Annotated in this window: 16 protein-coding genes and 2 pseudogenes; 4 read left to right on the top strand and 14 right to left on the bottom strand. The window is 59.0% G+C overall.

Annotation, left to right across the window (positions count from 1 at the left end; all coding sequences use genetic code 11):
* Positions 1 to 107: 107 nt before the first annotated feature.
* Entirely contained in the window at positions 108 to 518 is a 411-nt protein-coding gene (locus tag AC13RC_RS20675; protein WP_488558298.1) for a low affinity iron permease family protein, read from the top strand.
* A gap of 73 nt (positions 519 to 591) precedes the next feature.
* On the opposite strand, the gene AC13RC_RS20680 is transcribed toward AC13RC_RS20675, so the two are convergent.
* The 6 genes and pseudogenes from AC13RC_RS20680 to AC13RC_RS20705 all read right to left on the bottom strand — a co-directional run.
* On the bottom strand, positions 592 to 1,860 hold the full coding sequence (locus AC13RC_RS20680; RefSeq protein ID WP_113352240.1) for a DUF892 family protein: 1,269 nt from the start codon (positions 1,858 to 1,860) through the stop codon (positions 592 to 594).
* Between the two features lie 242 nt (positions 1,861 to 2,102).
* A complete protein-coding gene (locus AC13RC_RS20685; RefSeq protein WP_113390709.1) occupies positions 2,103 to 2,297 on the bottom strand; it encodes a hypothetical protein in 195 nt (64 codons plus the stop codon).
* Between the two features lie 147 nt (positions 2,298 to 2,444).
* A pseudogene (ligD, locus tag AC13RC_RS20690) lies at positions 2,445 to 3,366 on the bottom strand (non-homologous end-joining DNA ligase); the annotation flags it as partial.
* A 129-nt stretch (positions 3,367 to 3,495) separates the two neighbouring features.
* Positions 3,496 to 4,965 (bottom strand): prolyl oligopeptidase family serine peptidase, encoded by a 1,470-nt coding sequence (locus AC13RC_RS20695; RefSeq protein ID WP_488558299.1) that lies wholly within the window; start codon positions 4,963 to 4,965, stop codon positions 3,496 to 3,498.
* 125 nt (positions 4,966 to 5,090) lie between these two features.
* Positions 5,091 to 5,315, bottom strand: a complete 225-nt coding sequence (locus AC13RC_RS20700; RefSeq protein WP_488558353.1) for a hypothetical protein — start codon at positions 5,313 to 5,315, stop codon at positions 5,091 to 5,093.
* 232 nt (positions 5,316 to 5,547) lie between these two features.
* Positions 5,548 to 5,769: pseudogene (locus AC13RC_RS20705) on the bottom strand (hypothetical protein); the annotation flags it as partial.
* A gap of 40 nt (positions 5,770 to 5,809) precedes the next feature.
* On the opposite strand from AC13RC_RS20705, the gene AC13RC_RS20710 reads away from it, so the two are divergent.
* Together AC13RC_RS20710 and AC13RC_RS20715 are read left to right on the top strand one after the other, a co-directional pair.
* Positions 5,810 to 6,466: a TetR/AcrR family transcriptional regulator gene (locus AC13RC_RS20710; protein ID WP_145322882.1), complete on the top strand. Its 657-nt coding sequence runs from the start codon at positions 5,810 to 5,812 to the stop codon at positions 6,464 to 6,466.
* Positions 6,467 to 6,683: 217 nt separating this feature from the next.
* Complete coding sequence (locus AC13RC_RS20715; RefSeq protein ID WP_113352235.1) at positions 6,684 to 6,917, top strand: hypothetical protein; 234 nt, start codon at positions 6,684 to 6,686, stop codon at positions 6,915 to 6,917.
* A 412-nt stretch (positions 6,918 to 7,329) separates the two neighbouring features.
* Here AC13RC_RS20715 and AC13RC_RS20720 read toward each other — a convergent pair whose 3' ends face one another.
* Positions 7,330 to 7,632, bottom strand: coding sequence for a hypothetical protein (locus AC13RC_RS20720; RefSeq protein WP_488558300.1), 303 nt, complete (start codon positions 7,630 to 7,632; stop codon positions 7,330 to 7,332).
* A 239-nt stretch (positions 7,633 to 7,871) separates the two neighbouring features.
* Between AC13RC_RS20720 and AC13RC_RS20725 the strand changes: the two genes are divergently transcribed.
* The gene (locus AC13RC_RS20725; RefSeq protein WP_488558301.1) at positions 7,872 to 9,014 is read left to right on the top strand and encodes a polysaccharide biosynthesis/export family protein; all 1,143 of its coding nucleotides are present in this window, start codon (positions 7,872 to 7,874) and stop codon (positions 9,012 to 9,014) included.
* An 11-nt stretch (positions 9,015 to 9,025) separates the two neighbouring features.
* Here the strand turns inward: AC13RC_RS20725 and AC13RC_RS20730 are convergent, their stop codons facing one another.
* The 7 genes from AC13RC_RS20730 to tssG are packed head-to-tail and all read right to left on the bottom strand — an operon-like array spanning position 9,026 to position 19,868.
* Positions 9,026 to 9,937 carry a protein kinase domain-containing protein gene (locus tag AC13RC_RS20730; protein ID WP_488558302.1) on the bottom strand — a complete coding sequence of 304 codons (912 nt, stop codon included), beginning with the start codon at positions 9,935 to 9,937 and terminating at the stop codon, positions 9,026 to 9,028.
* A complete protein-coding gene (gene tagF, locus AC13RC_RS20735) occupies positions 9,934 to 11,313 on the bottom strand; it encodes a type VI secretion system-associated protein TagF (RefSeq protein WP_488558303.1) in 1,380 nt (459 codons plus the stop codon). The genes AC13RC_RS20730 and tagF overlap by 4 nt, the downstream gene beginning before the upstream one ends.
* A 10-nt stretch (positions 11,314 to 11,323) precedes the next feature.
* Positions 11,324 to 14,806, bottom strand: coding sequence for a type VI secretion system membrane subunit TssM (tssM, locus tag AC13RC_RS20740; protein WP_488558304.1), 3,483 nt, complete (start codon positions 14,804 to 14,806; stop codon positions 11,324 to 11,326).
* Positions 14,803 to 16,326, bottom strand: a complete 1,524-nt coding sequence (tssL, locus tag AC13RC_RS20745) for a type VI secretion system protein TssL, long form (protein ID WP_488558305.1) — start codon at positions 16,324 to 16,326, stop codon at positions 14,803 to 14,805. The genes tssM and tssL overlap by 4 nt, the downstream gene beginning before the upstream one ends.
* The gene (tssK, locus tag AC13RC_RS20750) at positions 16,323 to 17,663 is read right to left on the bottom strand and encodes a type VI secretion system baseplate subunit TssK (RefSeq protein WP_113352229.1); all 1,341 of its coding nucleotides are present in this window, start codon (positions 17,661 to 17,663) and stop codon (positions 16,323 to 16,325) included. The genes tssL and tssK overlap by 4 nt, the downstream gene beginning before the upstream one ends.
* Entirely contained in the window at positions 17,660 to 18,853 is a 1,194-nt protein-coding gene (locus tag AC13RC_RS20755) for an FHA domain-containing protein (protein WP_488558306.1), read from the bottom strand. Before AC13RC_RS20755 ends, tssK begins: the two co-directional genes overlap by 4 nt.
* Positions 18,843 to 19,868 carry a type VI secretion system baseplate subunit TssG gene (tssG, locus tag AC13RC_RS20760; RefSeq protein ID WP_488558307.1) on the bottom strand — a complete coding sequence of 342 codons (1,026 nt, stop codon included), beginning with the start codon at positions 19,866 to 19,868 and terminating at the stop codon, positions 18,843 to 18,845. Before tssG ends, AC13RC_RS20755 begins: the two co-directional genes overlap by 11 nt.
* Positions 19,869 to 19,873 lie beyond the last annotated feature (5 nt).

Here is a 19,873-nt window from a genome sequence, read left to right on the forward strand (position 1 = left end):
TCTCCCCGCGGCCGATCGCCACCGATCGGATATGTGTATTTTGGTCGGCCATTGGAACGTACGTGATGTCATTCGCGTTATTGCTTGCCGGATAACGCGAGGTCAATATGAGCAAAAGCACTGCATCGAATTTCTTTTCCCAATTCGCGACAACGATTGCCGACTGGTCTGGTCGTCCAGCAACTTTCGTGCTCGCCGTAATACTTGTTCCGGCTTGGGCAATTACTGGCCCGATTTTTAACTATTCGGAGACGTGGCAGTTGGTGATCAACACTGGAACGACCATCATCACTTTCCTGATGGTCTTTGTTCTCCAGAACTCGCAAAACCGCGACGGAAAGGCACTTCAAGCTAAGCTCGATGAGTTGATCTTGACGTCACAGGCCCAGAACAAATTCGTAGGCATCGAGAAGCTTGACGAAGAATCCTTGCGGAGGATGAGCAAAACGCTGGCCGAAGAAGCTGACTGTATCGAAGAAGTCGCCGACGGAAAGACGAACGCGCGTCAACCGGTGTGATCTGTTGCTTTTCTCAACCTGGACGTTGAAAGCGATCATCGACGGAATCACTCCGCCGATGATCGATCCCATCCTATCGAATATTGGCCGGCATTCTTGCCGCCGACATCAGTGGCTGCGCGACCTGGTCAAGTAGTTGGCCGGCATTTTGTTCCTCTCCCAGTGATAACGTCAACAATTGGGCAATGCGCGGCTGAGCGAGCTGAAGGGCGAGGTTGCGGGCCGCGGTATAGGCGGCGATCTCGTAGTGCTCGACGCGCAGGGCGGCGCCAATAAGCGCAAGATCCGCCGGCGCGTCGTCCTTCTTTTTTCCCTCCGACATCACTTCCTCACCCTCTTCCACTAATCCCATCATCCCCTTGCAGGGCTTCGCCCTTGCGGATGATCCCAGGATGCGCAGACATTCGTTCAGGCGCTCCACCTGAGTTTCGGTCTCGGCCAGATGTTTTTCCAACAGAGTCTGCAGCTGTACTGAGCGTGCACTCTTCTGCATTTTGGGAAGCGCCTTCACCAACTGCTTCTCCGCATGCAAGAGATCTCGTAGTTCATCGAGAAGCACGGCTTCAATCGCCTCTGATGCTTCTGGCGGGGCGCTGCGGGCCGCGATTTTCGTGGCTTTGTCCGGGGCGCCTCTCAAGTCTTGAAAGGCCGGAGCTTCGACAAACTTCCACGGCTCGCCCTCGTTCCAGGGGCCGCGCGTGTCTACCTCGCCAAGATCGCCTTCCCCGGTCGAATCGTTGAAGAACTGATCAACCAGCCCGGCCGTGGGCGCAATCCTGCCGACGCTGAGCGGCGGCTTTCCCATGCTTTCGAGCGCAAGCTGGAATGCCCGCATGTGAGTGATTTCCCTGGTCATCAAGAATTGAAGAGCGTCCTTCGTTCCGGGATCGCGACAAAAATCGATCAGGCGCTCGTAGACGATCTTGGCGCGCGCTTCCGCGGCAATATTGCTTCGGAGGTCGACGTCGAGTTCGCCGGTGATCTTCAGATAATCGGCTGTCCACGGATTACCCATCGAGTTAAACAGGTTCACGCCACCACCTCCAGCGATAGCGATCAGAGGATCGGCTTCGGCTTCTTCGCGCACTGACTTCAGTGGCTTGAGGTGCATTCTTGCGAGCGTACCGACAATTTCAAGGTGGCTGAGCTCCTCGGTGCCGATGTCCATCAACAGGTCCTTGCGACCAGCGTCTTCGCAGTTAAGTCCTTGGATCGAGTACTGCATCGCTGCGGCCAGTTCGCCGTTTGCCCCTCCAAACTGCTCCAGCAGCATGTTTCCGAACTTCGGGTCCGGTTCGTCCACACGAACGGTATACATAAGCTTCTTGACATGATGATACACGGGGGGCGTCCTCCTTGGTTACCGCGCTCGAACACCAGCGGCTGAGGTTTGTTCCGGCTCTCATCAAAAATGGCTGGCCAATCAACCAGGCGAAAGCAATCCGCGCGAACCTCTCTTGGCCGCTAGGTTTAATTCCGCCCATGTTCGTTGACCGAACTCAGAAATAATTGTCGGTAAGCATGCCAGGTATGAGAGCCCGGGAAAAACGACTGGAAGTCACTATTTTGAGCGATTGAGAGTCTTTAGCCCGTTAGGTCGTGGTCGATCTCTCCCGGGCGAAATTCACACGGATAGATGAGTGCCCGCTCGACATCGGCTTTGCTCAAGAGTTTTTCGATGACGCCGATGGCTGAATTGTGGGTAGCGACCACCTCCGGCTTCGCGATCGTAAAGATCACCGTAACGTTGTACTCCTGAACGAGATGGTCCGCCACCATGGGGCCGCTTCTCCCGTCGCTCAAATGGACATCGATCAGAGCTATATCGGCAATTGCACCGAGGGCCTGCGCTTCATTGAAGCTTCTTGCGAGCCCGACAAGGGCATAACCGAGCGATGATATCGTATGCTCAAGATCCGCCGCGAGCTAGGAGGCGTGACGCAGGTTGCCGTCATCCGTCGATCCGCGAAACTCGGCGATGAGGGTCGGCTATACGAAGGCCAGGTTCTTTCCCTTGAGCGGCACGGCAAGTCGGCTAGTTTTCAGGGTGTCGAGTGTCTTCCTGAGGTAGGCGGCATCCTTAGCATCGAAGCCCGTTCCCACCCACCGACATAGATCCAGTCGCGTCCCTTGTGGCCGGCAACAAGAAGGCTTCCGATGCCCTCGCGGGCGGAGGCTGATTGCTCATAGCCGACGATCATTAAGCTTTTGCTTTGCACACATTTGATCTTTATCCAGTCCCCGGTTCGCCCGCAGCGATAGGGTCGATCCCAGTGTTTCGCGATCATACGCTCGAGCACCCTCGAACAGGCCTTGGCGAGAAGTGCCGCGCCATCGCCCTCGAATTCTTCGGAGAGCTGTATTGCGCCTGCGGCGCCATCGAGAGAATCCTCAGGCAGATGCCGGCGGACGGAAAGTTCCATTCCCGTGAGATCATGGCCGTTGAAATAAAGCGGATCGAAGGCAAAAATGACCGCTTCCGCCGGGGCTCGCTTGCCGCCGCGTCCGACGAGCGAGCGCTGCAACGCCCCAAAGTCCGAGTGCCCCTTGTTATCGAACACAATAGCCTCGCCATCGAGAATGGCGGTGTCGACATCCAGTTTCCGCGCGGAATTGGTGATAGCTGGAAAGTGATGGGTCCAATCGTGGCCTCCGCGTGTAATGACGCGCATACGTTTCCGCTCAATATGGACACATGGGCGATAGCCGTTTCACTTTAAACGCCCAGTCAGGGCCTTCCGGCGGATCCGTCTTCAAGAGAGCGAGACACGGCTCGATACGGTCCGACATTTAGCCAAAGGGAAGATTTGGGCTGGGCAGGGTCACGGCGTTGGGCGGGCTTCGACCGGGCGACCCAGGCGAGCCGTGTTGCAGGGCAACTCGGTCATGAGCGATCTTAAAAGTGAGTCTGGAAAACGGTCACTTTTTATTCATCGGGCATGAGTTTCGCGTTCGGCTCGGCCTTGTGTCGCGAAGCCTACGACTTCACCTGTCTAAACAGCCAATCTCTAGCAGCGTTGATGTAGAAAAACTTCCGCGCGGAACCCATGTGGTCGACACCCTTGAATGTGAGAAATGTAATGTTGCTGTCCTCATTCAGGTAACCGTTGATCTGATTGCTCAGTACTTTCTGATTATTGACAGGGAATATAAGTGCTGGATCGAGCTGCTCGGCTGGCCGAGTTACTTTGGCACCCGCGTTTCTCCATACTGGCACGCACTTCTCGTTCCAGGGTGTCGCCTTGTTGTCCTCGGTACCCGTGATAATCAGGACCTTCTGCTTGGCAAGCGCGACAACATCGCTAGGTCGCTGCTGGCCAGCGATTATGAGCCCGGCTGCAAAAGTCTCTGGATGTTTTGCCATCAGCCAGAGGGAACTCATCGCGCCCATCGACCATCCGGTGCAGTAGACCCTCTTTGGGTCGATCTTCAGCACCTTGTCTCTCCGGTCGTCTAAATTCGGGTTGCCGTAGTTCCATGTGTTGCTCAGCAGAGACTCGACCAGCCGATACGTATTTTCAACGTCGCAAGTGTGCTCCCAATAGTCGTTCATCGTGGTGCGCTCGTAGCGCGGCGTGATAACCACGCATTCATGTTTGTCTTGCTCCTCCGGTAAGGTCCATATGCTCGCGATGCACTGTTCAGTCAGCGTCTGAGCGCATGTGCCGTCGTAGCTCGTTCCCGAATGGGTGATAGCGAGGAGGAGAGGGTAGGCTTTGTTCTCGCCGCCTTTTTCCAGGAACGACTTCGGCAGATAGATACTATATTCGAGCCAAGCGGAACGCGTATCGTCCCACCACCAATGGTTCTGCTCCCAGGCGTCGACGCCGCGGATCACGACGCTGTTTCCGCGCCGGCCGGCATTGGTCCATACAGTTCCGGTTGCGGCGTAGACCGACCCGCCCACTGTTCTGACGTTCTTGGCCTGTGTCAGCGCGACCTTGTCGCTGTCTGCGGTTGGAAGGCTGAGGTCTGGGTTATGCTCGAATTCGGTGATAACGTACCGGCCGGCAACACTCTTTTGGTCAGGACGCAGCGCCGGCTCTGCATTGGTATAGATGGTGGCGATCGCCCTTGGTTTGGCGGGGGCGGTCGTAGCGTTTTTGTCGGGTTCCCGCGGCATTCCCGGGAAAAATCCTTCGGCGGCCGGGAAGACAGCAGTAGCGTATGTGTCAGTCGTCAAACTGGCTGAATCGATATCGACGTCATATTCAACCGCAATTCCATAAACCTGTTCGCCACCACCGGTGACTTCGCAGAGTGCATAAATGTTCCGAAGACCTGGACCCTTGTGGCTATTTGATCTCCCGAAGTCGTCTGGTGCGGCCGCCGCGAAGCCGTTTCCAACCTCTGCGCGGGCCTCCCTGCCTCCGAGACCTATTACGGAGGCGGCGCCGGCCAAGGCCGTCCCAATTGCAACAAAATCCCGTCTCGATAGATTGGCCATGAGAGTCTCCTCTTGATGTCAGGCTGGAGCGTCTTGGGAAACGCGGGCCGAGTTGTCGGTTTCGATGACATAGAAATAGATGAGCATGCCCACGAAAATCGCTCCCGTGAGAAGCGTGCTGGGGATCAGGTCGACTTTGTGGGCAAGCGCATCGCCCGCGCCTGGCCGCCAATGCGAATAAGGGCTAGTGTCGTCCAGTAGGGTATTGCCTCGCTTAGTTTGCCGTCCTGCCTCCAAAGGGTCGTTGCAAGCGCGACCAGGGCAAAGAGCACGACGGCGGTACCGATCGGCGTGAAACCAAGTCTGAATGATACTGCGTCTCCGCCGATCGTGCCCAGTACACCCGCCAACCATTGTAATCCAGTACATCGGGTTGACGCCTACCCACGTAGCTCCCGAACGCAGCCAATAGGCTCGATAAAGAAGCACGCTCACAACATAGAAACCTAGGACAACAGCCGCGGATATAGAGAAATCGATCTTGTGGTCGTGGAATGCGTCGCCGATAGTCGGAGCGCCGGTGCGAATTATGATGATTGCGGCCCAGAAGAAGAGCGCTGTTTTCCGGGGGCTCGCATGCTCGGCCATGAATACCAGAAGCAGAGCGCCGATGATCCAGGGAAGCCCGGTCACATGCCCAAGGCCAAGACCGTCGGACATAACATCCCCGGTGTTGGTTCCGAAGGTACTGGCTGGCACCAGCGTAAGCCAGTATCGGGCGTTAAGTTTGGGCAGTGTATGCATGACAGGCGCCGTCTCTTCGTCTGGACAACAGTGCAATTTATAGGTACTTGTAGGTACCATAATTATGGCGAACGTTCGACGGGTAACGAGGAGAGGCTTCTTGAGCGATGGCACCGACCAGCCTCCAACTCGTAAGAAACGAGGTCGCCCGCCAACGATGGCGCCAGAGGCGCGTCGCGCTCTCGTTGTCGATGCGGCCTACACGGTTTTTCTAGAAAACGGCTTTGCGGGGACGACCACCGAGATGGTCGCGTCCAAAGCGAGCATATCGAAGCGATCCATCTATGAGCACTTCGCGGGCAAGATCGAGCTGTTCGGGGCAGTAGTGTTGAACAACCGCCATCTGCTCATCGATCTGCCACGCCCATCCGACGAAGGCCTTCCGATGATCGACAAGCTTGTGAAGGTGTTCCGCCTCGATTTGGACAGCCGACGCGACCAGGAACGGGAAGCGCTGCTGAACCTCATCTTACGAGAGTCCGTCCTCTTTCCCGAGTTGGCGGACTATCTTTACGGGCAAAACATACTCCGGACGCGTGAAGACCTAATCGAATGGCTGGAGGCCGAGCGTGATCGTGGTGCCATAGAGCTGAATGATGTTGTGCTGTGCGCCGGCATGCTGATGGACATCGCCTTTGGAGCGCTGCTGCCCAGAAGGCGACAACAGGGCGACGAAGCAAGAGACCAGCGGAAGCAGGAGATTCGTCAGCGCTTTCAGATATTTCTCAGAGGCATCGCGCATTACGCCGAGCGCTAAGTGGGCTTACCGGCGATGACCGCTACGGAATGATCGGTAATAGGCTGGGAAGGGTCGGCATTATAGCCTAATCACGCGGGACGTGGTCAGACTGTTTTCGGCGTGGGATATCCGACGACGTGGCCGTGACGCCGGCGCGTCGAGCAACCTACTTGCACGATCTCAAAACGTCCTATTATATTCAACAGGCTGGTCTGCTCGATCTGGGAGACAAGGGATGATCCCACTGACGAAATTGAAGCCGAGCGCTTTCTATTGGGCGACGCGGAAAGACGATCGGGAGGAGGGAGCACAGATTGTTCAAGTGTCCACAATATTTGGTGAGGACCCAGAATATTGGACCGTTGCTTGTCTGGGCTCGGACGAGCATCGCATGCCTGCAGATTTCGAATTCATTGTCAGGATTGTTCCACCGGGTTCCAAACTCGCGATTGATTTGGCCGCGCAGTGATTACATTCGCATCTCTTTCGCCAGCCGCGACTTAGATCTCTTAGCCGCCGCGCGCATTTTTCCCAGCCCAACTCCCGGACCTTGTTTCCGGGGTTTTTTATATCGATAATAAACCTCCACCTGCGGCGGAGGGCTGGACGAGTTCTACACGGTAGTTGAGAGACCTCCTGCTTGAACCGCTGGGGTGGCCCAGACTTCGAACAAGGAGGTTTTATGGATGAGCAGACGCTCTCGCATGCGCTGCTTTCCCAGATCGGCACTAATCATGCTGTACACCATCGAATGGAAGAAGGTCGGGGTTTATCAACTATTATGAATCCTTCACCTTCATTCCGAATGTGCGAGGTGAGATCGGAAAGTGGCAAGAAAAAAATGACGCTGCACGGCAACATTGCCTCCTTCCGGAGCATCTTCATTCGAGATCGATACGCGCATCATCGTGTTCTCCCATATCGATGATAAAGGACATTATCATGCATTTCAGGGAGCTGGTGAACGGCCAAATGGTCGTGCGTTCGAATCTCATCATCTCCTTCAGCCGCAAAAAGCGATCGGCCAACGACATCTCTTGGTAGCAGGCGCTCTCAAGACCATAATGCGGGAAGGCGGGAATGATCAGTACTTCAGAGGTTGTGAATACACGCACGGCCATATTTGCCCGATTGGAAAATCCAATCGCGTAAACGGTTGGGCTGCCCGTCTCCTTGATCGACACATCGCATGATTTTCGAAATTCAATTCGCTCTGATGATTCGTATTTCAGGCGCTAAGCGGCCCGAATGAGGCTGTTCAGAGAGCCATCAAAGAGGTGCTGAACTCCTATTCGGTTGCCATTTGGACACAATGGTAAACAACCGAACTGTCACAATTCACTATTTGTTAGGTCCGGATATTGCCTCCCGCCTTCTGGTTGATATTTCTGCCTTGCTTCTAACATCCGAAGGAGATTCCGGAATGCGGAAATGGGCGGCGATTTTACCCGTGGTTGCACTCAGCGCCTGCGCGGGACCATCCGATGGACCGAGCGCCCTCAATATTCGCAACGCAAGGATGCCCGATACCCAGCGGAAGATTCCGGTCGTGCCGCTCTCGGAGGCTCCGATGGGTGCGCAGATCGTCGCATCGTCCCATGCGTACACGGATCAGGGATTGGCAAGCCTACGCTCGGGCGGCGTTTCGGATGCACGCCTGCGGCCGGGCGACGTGTTCGACGTAACGGTGCTGGATACCGGCGAGGACGGATTGCTGTCCGCCACCCAAAGCAAGTCCCTCAATCTCGGCCGCTTCACCGTCGATTCTCGCGGTTTCGTCACCATGCCATACGTCGGCAAGCAGCGCGTCATCGATTCCACGCCGGAAGGCCTGCAGTCGAAGATCGTCACCGCCCTCAAAGGCTCCTCGGTCAATCCTCAGGCTGTCGTGACGGTCGTCGACAAGCCGTCCAGCGCCGTAACAGTCGATGGCAAGGTGCGCTCCGCCGGCCGCTTCCCGTTGACAGCCCGTGGGGAGCGCGTGCTTGACGTTCTTGCGCTCGCCGGCGGCGCATCGTCCGCGCCGGCCAACACGACGGTGACGCTGACGCGCGGTTCGCAAAGAGCAAGCGCGCCTCTGGATCGCATCCTTCAGGATAGCAAGCAGAACGTGCGCCTCCTGCCTGGCGATCAGCTGTTCGTCAGTGGCTCTTTGCAGACGTTCACGGCGCTCGGCGCCTTCAAGAGCGTCGGCGAGTTCCCACTTGAGCCTGGCCAGACCACCTTGGCGCAGGCGCTCGCCCGTGCCGGCGGCCTGCTCGATGACCGCGCGGACTCCCGCAACTTCTATCTTTTCCGAAACCAGAAGAGCTACTCGCAGGTTGCGTCGGGCGCAGCCAAGAGTTCCAGCGCTCCGGCCGTTGTTTCGGTCAAGCCGGTCATCTACAGCGTCAATCTCAAGCAAGTCTCGAATTTCGTGCTGATGCAGCAGTTCAAGATGCAGGATGGCGACACGATCTTCGCCAGCAATGCGGACACGGTCGATTTTGCCAAGCTGTTGACCGTCTATCAGAAGAGCGCGCCGACAGCTGCGGCCCCGCTTCCAGGTAGTTCCTCCTCGAATTGACAGGGCTGAAACTAGATCGCCTCTATCAAGGCAAGGGCCGCCATAGCGTTTGGCGGCCTTTGGGAAGGCGCCGGGTCCGCCAGATGTCGGGCAGCGGCCTTGATTTGAGCGATTGATTCCTGGGCCTCGTCACAATGGTCCAGAAGCAGGTTGATGACGCATCCGGCCGAGTAAAGATCGGCGCTGATCTGCATGGCGGTATCGCCTGAAATCTCCGGCGCTGTGAAGCCAGGCGTCATCGCTTTGGCGATGTCGAGATCGCTGTATCGGCTTCCACATTCTACCGTTGTCCCGAAATCGGCGATTTTCAGCTGATTGAGATCACCATCTTGAAGCAGAAGATTGGCCGGCGAAATATCTCCGTGGACATAACCGGCGTGATGGATCGCGCTCAGTCCGGCGAGCATGGACTTCGCCGCGGCCCTGACATCCGCCTCCGACAGGGAAACTTCCGCCAATCGTTGAGACAAGGATGGCCCAATCCATTCCATAATGAGCGCCGGTCGCCCATCGGGCAGGCGGATGGCACACTGAGTAGTGGCAAGGTCGTTGCAGCGTAGCGACATGCCGATGCTCGCTTCCCGCAGCAGCAAGGCCTTGGCGGTTGCCTCATTCATCCGATCCGGCGGGATCGTTTTCATGGCATGAAAGGTGCCGAGATCGCGATGGCGCAACCGCCTGATTTCGGTCCGGTCGTTGCGGTGTACAATTGCTTCGACAAGAAAGGTATTTCCGATCATAGCCGTTTCACCCTCGGGAAGGGATGGCAGGCGTCGGTCCAATGCATCGCGCAATCGATCGATCAGAAGATCGCGCATCATCTTCGGTCGCTCGACATTGCCATCATGGGTGAGGAGATGCAGCAGCTCAGCAAAGCTGGCCGCGATCCTTTTAATGCCCTCGTCGTTGGTATCGCCACTCATGTCGCGCCGATGACAATTGCGCTGACATTTTCGCGGCAATTGGCGATGAGTGCTTCCTGGATCAGCGCCTCGGCCGCTTGTTCCAGCGGCGTCTCGATCAGGATTTCCGCGATGACGCGATCGGTCAGCGTGCGCGAAAGCGGACCGCTTGCAAGCAGGAGCCTGTCGCCGCGTTGAAGCTGGTCGCCAACGGTTTCCGAGACGAATTGATCCTTCAGCCCCAGAGCTCGGCCAAGTGTGCGCCGCAATCCTATGTCGATATGGTCATGGGTCAACAGCCGCATCATCCCGTCGCGAAGCAGATAGCAACGTGCATCTCCCGCCCATATCGCCACAAACTCGCCATCTAGCAAGGTCGCGGTCACGACGCTGGCGACGGGAGGCTCGCGTTCGGCGGTGGCAGCCTTGGCGCGTAGGATCGCATGGGCATGGTTGAGCTTGCTCTTGATATCCTGTACCAGCGGCTGCAGCGCTTCACGCTGCGAAATACCGGTAAGGATTCCCGTCGTTATTCTTGCCGCCTCGATGGCACTGATGCCATCGCCGACACCATCCGCTATCGCGAAGATATGCGGTGCGGCGCTTATAAGAAGCGCATCGGCATTCAATGAGAGACGCGTTCCGGCATGGCTGGCATGGCTGTACGCTATCGCAAAATCTGACGATTCAGTCTTCGCCGTTTGCGGCGCTTCGATTGCGGCAGCAGAGTATATATCCGGCTCGACGCTGACAGGGGTTTTCGGGGCTTCTACCGTGACGAGGTTGACGAAATCCTGTGCGGTGGGAGCGGCCGCGGTGCGGAACCCTTTGCCCTGGCGCGTGCCGGGATTGATACGCCACCAAAGCGAGCCCGGTGCGGGAGCATTGCTCATTGCGGCGGACTGCATCACGCTTGAGTGCTTGTCGATGAATGGCGGGCGAAGCCGCTTGATGCCCTCGACGAAACGGCTCATCGCGAAATCGGCCTTGTCGGAGGTCTCCGCCAGGGCTTCGGCAGCGGTAAACCAGCTATCGTCTTCGCACAGATCACGCAGCTGTCCGGAAAAGCGCTGCAATTGAGCGGCGATAATCAGAGGAAAACTTCGGCCGACGCGGTCACGGCTGGGCAGAAGGACGCCTGCGACAGCAGACGGCCCCCAGACGCCCTTGCCGACGACGAAGCGCCAGGCGGTCGTCGCATGAAACAGCCGGCGCCAATCCGATCCCAATGTCGCTTCCAGTGCGATCAGGCCATTGTGAACCCATTGGTCGAGTTCGCTCTGGAGACGCGAGCCGAGCGCGGCGGAAACGAAATCTCCATGCGTCGGCAATTTTCCGAAAAAGCCGACCGCATCTGCTTGCATCAGCGATTGGGTGCGGGCGAGCGGCTCGTTCATCGGCGGACCGTCAGAATTGCGCCGGGCAGCTGAAATCGGACAATGCCTGCAGCCGGAAGGGATTAAGCACCGAGCCGAATTGGACGTCGAATTCCGCCGTCTGGCCCTTGTCCTCAAATCGAGCCCGGAAAAGATCGGGGGCCTGGACCGTCACCTTGGCGGCATCGAACAGGCGGAAGGGCGACCAGTCGCCGGTCTGTGTGATGGCCGGTTGCAGATCTCCCGGGAAAAATCTGACATTGGACTGGTTCACTGCGCCAGCGGGTGGCCAGGTTATGGATTTTGGCACTATTTGTCCGTGATTATAAAGGACATGCTCGCCGACGATATCAACCATCACTGAATTGGCATTGTCCGACAACGAAACGGGCTTGATATTGATTGATATCGAGGGTTTCTCACTGCCGGCCGGAAAGAAGGCATGCTCGATCTTGCTGGCATTTTCGAACTGCGCGATTGCCTGGCTCGGAATGCTGTCGCCGCCGAAAGTACCACGCCAGCCCCAAGGCTGAGCGCTCGTGTCGACAAATGCATCCAGCCGGTTCTTGAAGAAAGACTGGAACAGGCCTTGCGGTCCGAACAATCGGATGAAGTCCGCCATGGCGATGTCCTGGCTGGATTTCCGGTCGAACGGATAGCGACCGGTTACGATGCGGGCGCAGAGATCGGCGCCTTCCGCAGCCCATAGATCGTTGATGCGGGCGCGGGCCGTCTTGACCGCCAGCGAGCCGATATCTGCGGCAACCGCCACCATCCATGCATCGGCCGGCGCCGGCAGCCCGCGGGCCTGCTGCAGCAAGTCCTGATTGGCATTGGCGAGTTGGCCGCCGGCGTCGAAGACACGTGCCACTTCCGCCGTCGAGTTCGCTGCGCGCGACAATTGGCCGTAGATATTCTGGAGGATCGGCTGGAGACTTTGGATCTGGGAGCGCGGCTTATCGTTGCCATTGGCGTTGCCGTCCTGGGATGCCGGTTGCGCATTGACGGCATTCGCCTCGAGCGCGGCCCGCAACGGACCGTAAGGATCGGGCGCGCTGACCGCGCCTGTGGTGGCGGCTGTCAGCGCCACGTCCGGCACGTCGTCGAGCGAGGCAATCTCGGCACTTACGTGAGGGCGCAGGTCGGTGGCGGCTGCTATGGATTTCAGCGCCATCTCCACTGGGCTTGGATTGGCCGCCAGGATGCGCGCCGTCTCGGTCGCATCGGCAAGATTGCTCGATGGGCGCACCTGAAGATCGGCCAGCAACGAAGACCATTGCTGCTGGAATGCGTCGAAATAGAGCTGCAGCGTCGCCTGGGAAATCGCGTCCGTGGTCATTGTCGAAGGAGCCGCGCCGCCGTCACCGCGGACCCATTGTTCCTTGAGCGCTTCGGAGGCTGCGGTCGCGACCATCGGCAGCACCACGTCACGATAACCTTTGCCCGTGAAAATTCCCGGAATGCCCTCCCGCAGCGCTGTCTTGGATTTGCGCTGGAAAATCTGGGCTCCGAGCGGCCCCAATGCGTCGGTAGGGAGCCAGGCATCAAGCTGGCGAGCCTGCCGGGAATGGATGAGGATATCATAGGCTCGGGCCGCAAGACTTTGCGAGTGGATCGTTTCCCGTGCCTTGGCAATCAGGGCATTGTCCAGCTCGATCGCGGGCAGGCTGCCCGCTGCCATGGCCTCTGCGTGAGCAGCCAGCGCCTTGCGCGTGGCCGAGCGTCCTTCGCCGGGGTAAAGTGCAGCAAACATGTCTTCCGATTGCTGCGCGACGAAATCCCTGTCGGACGGCCCCAATCCACCCAGCATGCCATACAACTTCAAAGCATCGAAGGTCTTCTGAACATCCGATGTCTGCTTGAGCTCGTTTTGAAGTGCCACGAGCATACGAGGCAGAAGCAGCGCGTTCAAGGCGCGCTGATAGGCTCCGCGCTGGCGGCTGGCGATCTTGTCACCTTGGTCCAGGCCGAAACTGGTCGGCCAGACGCGCGCCTCATCGAAGCCGCTGTTGACCGCACGCAGATTGTCGAGCGCCGGCAGGACCCGCAGAAAATCCGCGTCGGTGACATCGCGCACCTGAATACCGCTTGCGAGCTTCTCGTAATTGTCGATCCGCCGCTCTGCTGCCGCGATCGCGCGCGAGTTCTGAAAGTAGGTTGCCGTCCAGCCGGTGAAGACGATCGCAAGCGCGACGGCCGCCGCGCCATAAGCGATCCGTCTGATCATGGCTTGCCGGCCCGAAAGGCGCCTGTCGCGGGCGACCAGCGACGCCTCGCCGAAGATGACCTCCTTGAACAGACGCGACAGGAAATAGCTGCGTCGCGTGCGCGGAGTGTCCGTCACGCGGCTCTGCGTGCCCGAAGCAAAATAGACGCCGCGAACGAGAGGGGATTCGATGAGGCTGGAGGATGCACAGAGCTCGGTCAACAGCTCCTGCAGGCGCTCTCCCAATGAGGCAAGCTCCGCAGGAAAGCGGAAGATGCGACCGCGAACCTCGATATTCGGCTCCTGCTGCAGGCGTTCGATCAGCATGGCATCCACGCGCTGCTGCAGCAGCGCGAACTCTTCCATGAAACGCTCGGGCAGGTTCTCGCCCTTATAGCTTTCATCGAGATCGAAGGTCGTGCCCCAGACCTGCTCACGATCGGTTTTGGCAAGACCGTCGAAGAATTCGACAAAGCCGGTCAGAAGATCGGCCTTCGTCAGGACGACGTAGACGGGTACGCGCGCATGCAGGAACTCGTCGAGCTCCGACAGGCGTTTGCGAATGGAACGCACCTCTTCGAGCTGTGCCTCATGATCGCGGCTGAGAAGGTCGCCGATCGAGAGCGTGACGAGCGCGCCGTTGATCGGCTGCGAGCGGCGGTACTTGCGCAACAGCCCGAGAAAGCCTTCCCATCCGGCCTTGGACGCACCGTTCAGATCATCCTGCGTGGTATAGCGGCCAGCGGTGTCGATCAGGATCGCCTCGTCGGCGAACCACCAATTGCAGTTGCGGGTGCCGCCGGCGCCCTGCACGGAATTGCTGCCCATGGCATCGCCGAGCGGGAACTTCAACCCCGAATTGGTCAGCGCCGTCGTCTTTCCCGATCCCGGCGCGCCGAAGATGACATACCAGGGCAGTTCGTAGATATAGCCGAAACGCTTCTTGCTGATACGGCGCAGAAGCAGCAGGGCTTCCTTCAGGCGGCTATGGATTTCGCCGACTTCCGCCTGCTGGCTGGCGGCATCGTCGGCAATACCTTCCACGAGCGCCTTGTCCCTTTTGCGCGCGCGCATGGTCGTCACCAGCATGTAGATCAGCCAACCCGCTACGATCACGCCGATCGCGATCATCCGGGCGGTGCTGCTCGACAGCGGCTTGAAAGCACCATAGCCGGCCATGGAACCGTAGAACCAGATGACGACGCAGATCGCCACGACCCAGATCAGCGAGATGAAGCGCTGACCGAGAAGACCGGCATAGGCCGAGACATAGGAGCGAAGCGTGTAAAACGCGCCAAGCGGATTCATCGAACTCCTCCCGTCGTCGCGGATGTAGCCGGTGCATTAGCGCTCGGCGTTTGTGGTGTTGCCTGCGGATTGAGGGCTGCATCGCCAAGACGTTGTGTTGGGTCGGTCAGCACCAGGATCTCCGTCCGGCGGTTGGCTTCGCGGCCTTCCGCCGTGTCGTTGCTTGCGAGCGGATCGCTGTCGGCGCGCCCTTCCGTGAGAATGGCCTCCTTGCCGGTATAGGCGGCAAGAATATCGCCGACGGCGCGGGCGCGAGCCTCGGAAAGATGCCAGTTCGACGGGAACTGCGCCGTGCGGATCGGCACATTGTCGGTATAGCCGACGACGACGGCACGGAATTTTTCCGAAGCCAACGCTCCGCCGATGCGCTGGAGGAGATCGCGGAATTTAGCGCTGACTTCGGCGCTGCCCGTGTCGAACAGGCCGGAATTGTTGATGCGCACCAGTAGCCTGCCATTGGAATTCGACAGCGTGACCAGTTTGCGGTCGACTTCTGGCTGCAGGAAAGCGAGCAGATTGTCGAGCGGCGTCGGCTGCGGCTTGACCTGCGGCGGTATTTCCGGCTGCTTCTTCGCGGGAGGGGGCGTCTGTGCGACTTCTTTCGGCTTCGGCGCGTCGATCAGAACGCTCGGCGTATCGCGTGGCGGCAGGTTGGCCAGGCGCTCGAATGTGGCGTCGGAGGCGTTGTTGAGCGAAAGCGTGAAGAACATGTAGCCGAGCGCGAACAGAAGCGCGAGGACGGAAAGGATCGTCCAAAGCGCGACAGCCGTGCGCAGCGGCTTGTGGCGCGCCGAAACGCCGCGCCAGTGCGGCGACAGCTCGCGTTCGAAAACACCATACTGACCAAGCAACGTCTTGTAGAGACTGTCGCGGATACGCCCGAGTTCCAGCGATCCGCGCGGCGAAACGCGCGTGCGGCCTTCGAAGGCGAGCGACAGGCAGAGATAGATGAGAAGCAGCAGGTCCTTGTTGGTGCCCGGGCTCTGCTGGAAATGGTCCAGGAGATCGAAAACCCGGTCGCCGCCGGTCACGTCCATGTGGAAGGTCGAGACGAGGCCGGATCGCGCCCAGCCGGCGCGTACGCCCCAAGGCTTGCTCAGAACCACGTCGTCAATGGTCGCGCAGATGACATAATGCGCCGCGCGTGCTCGTTCCGGGCTGATGCGCGCACCCGCGAGATCGCGCTCATAGCGCCCAACCGCATCGATCGTCACCTGCCTGAGCTCGGCAATGTCGGGCTGTTCCTCGGTGTTGCGCAGGCTGTGAGCGAGATTGAGCAATGGTGCGGCCGAGCGCACGATGGTTGGAACATCATCACCGCCAAAGCGAAAGCCGCGGATCAGCGCATCGACGGACCAGCCGCCGGCTGCATTGCCCGATTTGTCGTTCGGCTGCTTATCCAGCTCCTCGTCGAGAATATCGGCCACCTTGCGGGCTGCTTCGTTCTTGCGCGCGCCGTCCTCCGTCAGCTCGATGATCGTCGGCAGTTCGTGCCAGGGTGTTGAGCGTGGTGTGTTCATTCTCTGAGAGCCCACAGTTCCATCTCCAGACCAGGGAAGTCGCCCGCGAGATGCAGCGCGATCGCGCCGGAGGTATCAAGCTGTTTCCAAAGCGGATTCTTCGTATCGAGTTCGAAGTAGATCGTGCCGGACCGGTATGGCAGCTGCCGCGGCAGCACGGGAAGGGGCCTGACGGGAATGCCGGGTAGTGCGACATTGACAAGTTCGGCGATCCGCTCCACAGGGCCGATCTTGATCTGCGCGGGCAGCTTGCGTCTGACATCCTCGGCCGACATCTCGGCGCGAACGGCAAGCACAAAGCCCGCATCCTTGAGCAGCGAGCGGTCGTTGATGGTGCCGACGCGCACGTCGTGACGCCGTTCGATAAGTTCGATCGCAACGGCGGCCTGCTCGAGCACCGCGGAAAGCGAGGCGCGCAGATCGTTGAACACAGCGGCAAACGTCGCCTTCAGATCGTCATGGCGATAGGGCGGAAAATCGGTCGCCCGCTTGCGATCGGTTGTGAAGGTGGCGAGTTCGCCGGCTAGCTGGATGCATTCCTCGTAGAAGATGATCGGATGCATCCGCGAAGCATTCGCCGCGATATGCCGCAGCATCGGATCGGCACGATTGAGAATATGCAGCAGAAAATAATCGCCGACCTCGGCGGTTCCACGCACCGTCGGGTCACCAATGCGCTCGGCGATCGCTTCAGCGCGATGCCGCACGATTCCGAGCAATTCGGTAATGAGCTCATTCAAACGCGCTTCGGCCGCGCAATTCAGCGACGGGGCGATATAATCCGGATCGAGAATGACCGAACGGTCGGAGCGAACCTCGATGATGCGTGCAAGGCCGATCAAGTCGTATCCAGCGAGTTCGTCGCCGGTCTTCAGGTAGCGCAGGTTCAGGCGGCCGACATCGATCGGCGCCATGAAGTCGGTTTCCACATTCGCATCCGGCGCCTCATATTGCGAGGCTGTTATGCGCACGCTGTTGCGCATGGCGCTGCCGTTCATGGCGACGTCGGCTCTTCCAGGCTGACGGCTGGGCAGGGCCAGATAGACGATAGCGTTCTTCGTTGAATCGTCGAGTTCCAAGGGGGGCGGCAGATCCGCATCAACAGGCGCTTCGAAGGGCGTGCCATCGGGCAGGATGCCGCGCAGGTTCGACAAAGCAAACTGGCCGATCGCGAGCGCGCTGCGATCGATGCCGATCTCGGCGATGCCCCAGGGGTAAGGTGCGAGCCCCCGCGCGGTCGTTCGGACCAACCTCTCCGTCCAGCGGTCGGCTTGCTGGAAATGCTGCACGCGAAGGAACATACCCTCGCTCCAAGCCACGCGATTTTCGTTCTTCATCGGGTGTTGCCCGTCCTCTCTGCCAAACTGGCGGTATCGTCTTCGTCGCGGCCATGGGCGTGGGCGCTGAACGCCTCGGCCAGCAGGTCGCGGACCGAGATGCTTCTGCCGCCTCTTTCGAACTGCGCGCGGTAAGCCTTCCAGTAATCGCCGTTGCCGCGCCAAAGAGCCTTGCGCTGGGAGGCATCGACATGCGCCTCGATCATGCGGGGCTCGAACATCCGATTGGCTTCGCGAACAAGGTTTTCAAGACCGGCGTTAAGCGTGGATTGCCTCGAAATGAGCGATCGAAGGCGGTCGGCCAATTGCTCCGTCCGTTCGCGACTGAACAATGACGTGGACGCACCGGCCCGGCTGTCCTCAATTCCGAAGATGGAGGCTTCGTCGTCGAGTGTCTGCTCCAGCGTCGAAACGAGCGCTTCGAGCTGCCGCAGCGGATCGAATTGCAGCGCAAAACTCGCATCGTCTAGGCCTTGATCCGTATTGTCGGCGGCGCGCATATCATTGGCCGGAATGATCGTCTTTGCAGATTCGACCGTCTCAGAACCGGAATCGCGGGCAACGGCAACGGAGACATGGGTTGCCGCGCCATGTTCCAGCTGGCTGCCCAGCTCGAAGTCCGAATTCCAATCATCCGGAAGTATCGGTTTGATGCCGTTGACATCGGGCGGGCCGTTCCAGCCGATGTCGACATTCCTACTTGGCGACTTGCCATTTTTCGACGATTGCGCCAGCGCGGCGATCCAGTCGTCGCCATTGCGCTGCCCGAGTACGCCGGTTGCCGTGCCGCCGCCGGGCGCAATATCGGCAAGGATCGACGAGATCGTCAACCTTTCGTCGCTGAGGCGCAGATCCGCTGTCGGATCGTCGATCTCGCGATCAGCTTCCCCAGTAATGACGACGGTGAACGCGACGTCGCCGAATGCGATTTTGGATTTATCCGTAAGTCTCGCCGTCTCGCCTTCGAAAATGGTCGCGCCGTCCACACGAGTGCCATTGGCGCTCTGGTCCCGCACGAAAAAGCCGGCGCGATCGCGTTCGATCGCGCAATGAATTTTCGAAATCAGCCGCTTTGGATCGGAAACCTGCCAATCGCAATCGGGCGATCGGCCGAGCGTGCGTTTGCCCCGCTCGAAGAACCACCCCTTGCTGGAACCTTCTCCGGCTGTCTGCCGCAGTTCAAGCCGCATGGAGGCCTCCGTGATCGGATTGGCGCTTCACCTTGCGTGGCTCGGCGACAATGGCATCGCCACTGTCTCTATCCGCCGCCGCGACGCGCGCCCAGCTATTCCATCCGAGCCTCGGCGGATCATCGACGTCGCCAAGCCTGCAAAATGGGATGTGTTCCTTCTTCAGAACCACCTGAATGTCAAAATCGAGCGACGGATCCACATAAAGGCGCGTCAGGGCAAACAGCGCATTTATATGGGCGCTGCCCGGAGAAAGAGACCGGTAATCCTCATAATCGACCGGGCCGATCACGACGCGGAAACTGCCGCCGAAATCGTGGACTGCCGCGCCCGCGGTCGAGTTCACGCCAAGCTGCACATCCTGCGGCTGCCCCATGCGGCTGCGCTCGCCCTCGGGAATGGAAAGCCATCTGCCTTTGAATAATTCGATCGCAATCGGCAGGCCGCTGAACTCCTGCAGCATGGCCTGCAGATTGACCGCATTGCGGTTTCTGGCCGAAAAAAATCCGGAAAATCGGAGGATCAGTTCGTCATCGGGGCGGACCTGCTCCCTCAGCCGGGCGGTACCGAAACCCGTTAGTGCGAACAGGGTCTTGATAAAGGCGTTTCCGTTTCTGTCCCGGCTCCATCGCAATCCGCGCGCAAGACGATATTTCTCGCAGGCATCGACGAAAAGCTCCGCAAGGCGGCTCGTAAAGAGATCAAAAAAGCTTGAAAGGCCATGAGCTCGATTGCGCTCTTCGCGCATGACTAGCTCATTGTAACTCGGCGGCATGGCACCGAGTGGCCCGAGCAGACCGGCCATGCTTGCCTTGATCGATCCCGCTCCGCCCTTTCGCTTGAAGTCGCTCATGGCAAGCGGCACCGGCGAAACGCCAACGGGTGAGGACACCGTCAAATGATCGCCGGCCGCGTGCTGGGCGATACGAAACGCCGTCGATGGCTCGAAACGACCGGGGTCGCGTTCGAGCAGCGCGGCAAGCATTTCGCTATCACTTGGCCGGAACTGGTCCATCGCTT

The organism is Martinezella sp. CNPSo 3890, from assembly GCF_057784455.1.

What these genes read in the sequence shown, in the direction of transcription:
- AC13RC_RS20675 (WP_488558298.1), top strand. Translation starts at nt 108, where the DNA reads ATGAGCAAAAGCACTGCATCGAATTTCTTTTCCCAATTCGCGACAACG.
- AC13RC_RS20685 (WP_113390709.1), bottom strand. Translation starts at nt 2,297, where the DNA reads ATGGTGGCGGACCATCTCGTTCAGGAGTACAACGTTACGGTGATCTTT.
- AC13RC_RS20695 (WP_488558299.1), bottom strand. Translation starts at nt 4,965, where the DNA reads ATGGCCAATCTATCGAGACGGGATTTTGTTGCAATTGGGACGGCCTTG.
- AC13RC_RS20715 (WP_113352235.1), top strand. Translation starts at nt 6,684, where the DNA reads ATGATCCCACTGACGAAATTGAAGCCGAGCGCTTTCTATTGGGCGACG.
- AC13RC_RS20725 (WP_488558301.1), top strand. Translation starts at nt 7,872, where the DNA reads ATGCGGAAATGGGCGGCGATTTTACCCGTGGTTGCACTCAGCGCCTGC.
- AC13RC_RS20730 (WP_488558302.1), bottom strand. Translation starts at nt 9,937, where the DNA reads ATGAGTGGCGATACCAACGACGAGGGCATTAAAAGGATCGCGGCCAGC.
- tagF (WP_488558303.1), bottom strand. Translation starts at nt 11,313, where the DNA reads ATGAACGAGCCGCTCGCCCGCACCCAATCGCTGATGCAAGCAGATGCG.
- tssM (WP_488558304.1), bottom strand. Translation starts at nt 14,806, where the DNA reads ATGAATCCGCTTGGCGCGTTTTACACGCTTCGCTCCTATGTCTCGGCC.
- tssL (WP_488558305.1), bottom strand. Translation starts at nt 16,326, where the DNA reads ATGAACACACCACGCTCAACACCCTGGCACGAACTGCCGACGATCATC.
- tssK (WP_113352229.1), bottom strand. Translation starts at nt 17,663, where the DNA reads ATGAAGAACGAAAATCGCGTGGCTTGGAGCGAGGGTATGTTCCTTCGC.
- AC13RC_RS20755 (WP_488558306.1), bottom strand. Translation starts at nt 18,853, where the DNA reads ATGCGGCTTGAACTGCGGCAGACAGCCGGAGAAGGTTCCAGCAAGGGG.
- tssG (WP_488558307.1), bottom strand. Translation starts at nt 19,868, where the DNA reads ATGGACCAGTTCCGGCCAAGTGATAGCGAAATGCTTGCCGCGCTGCTC.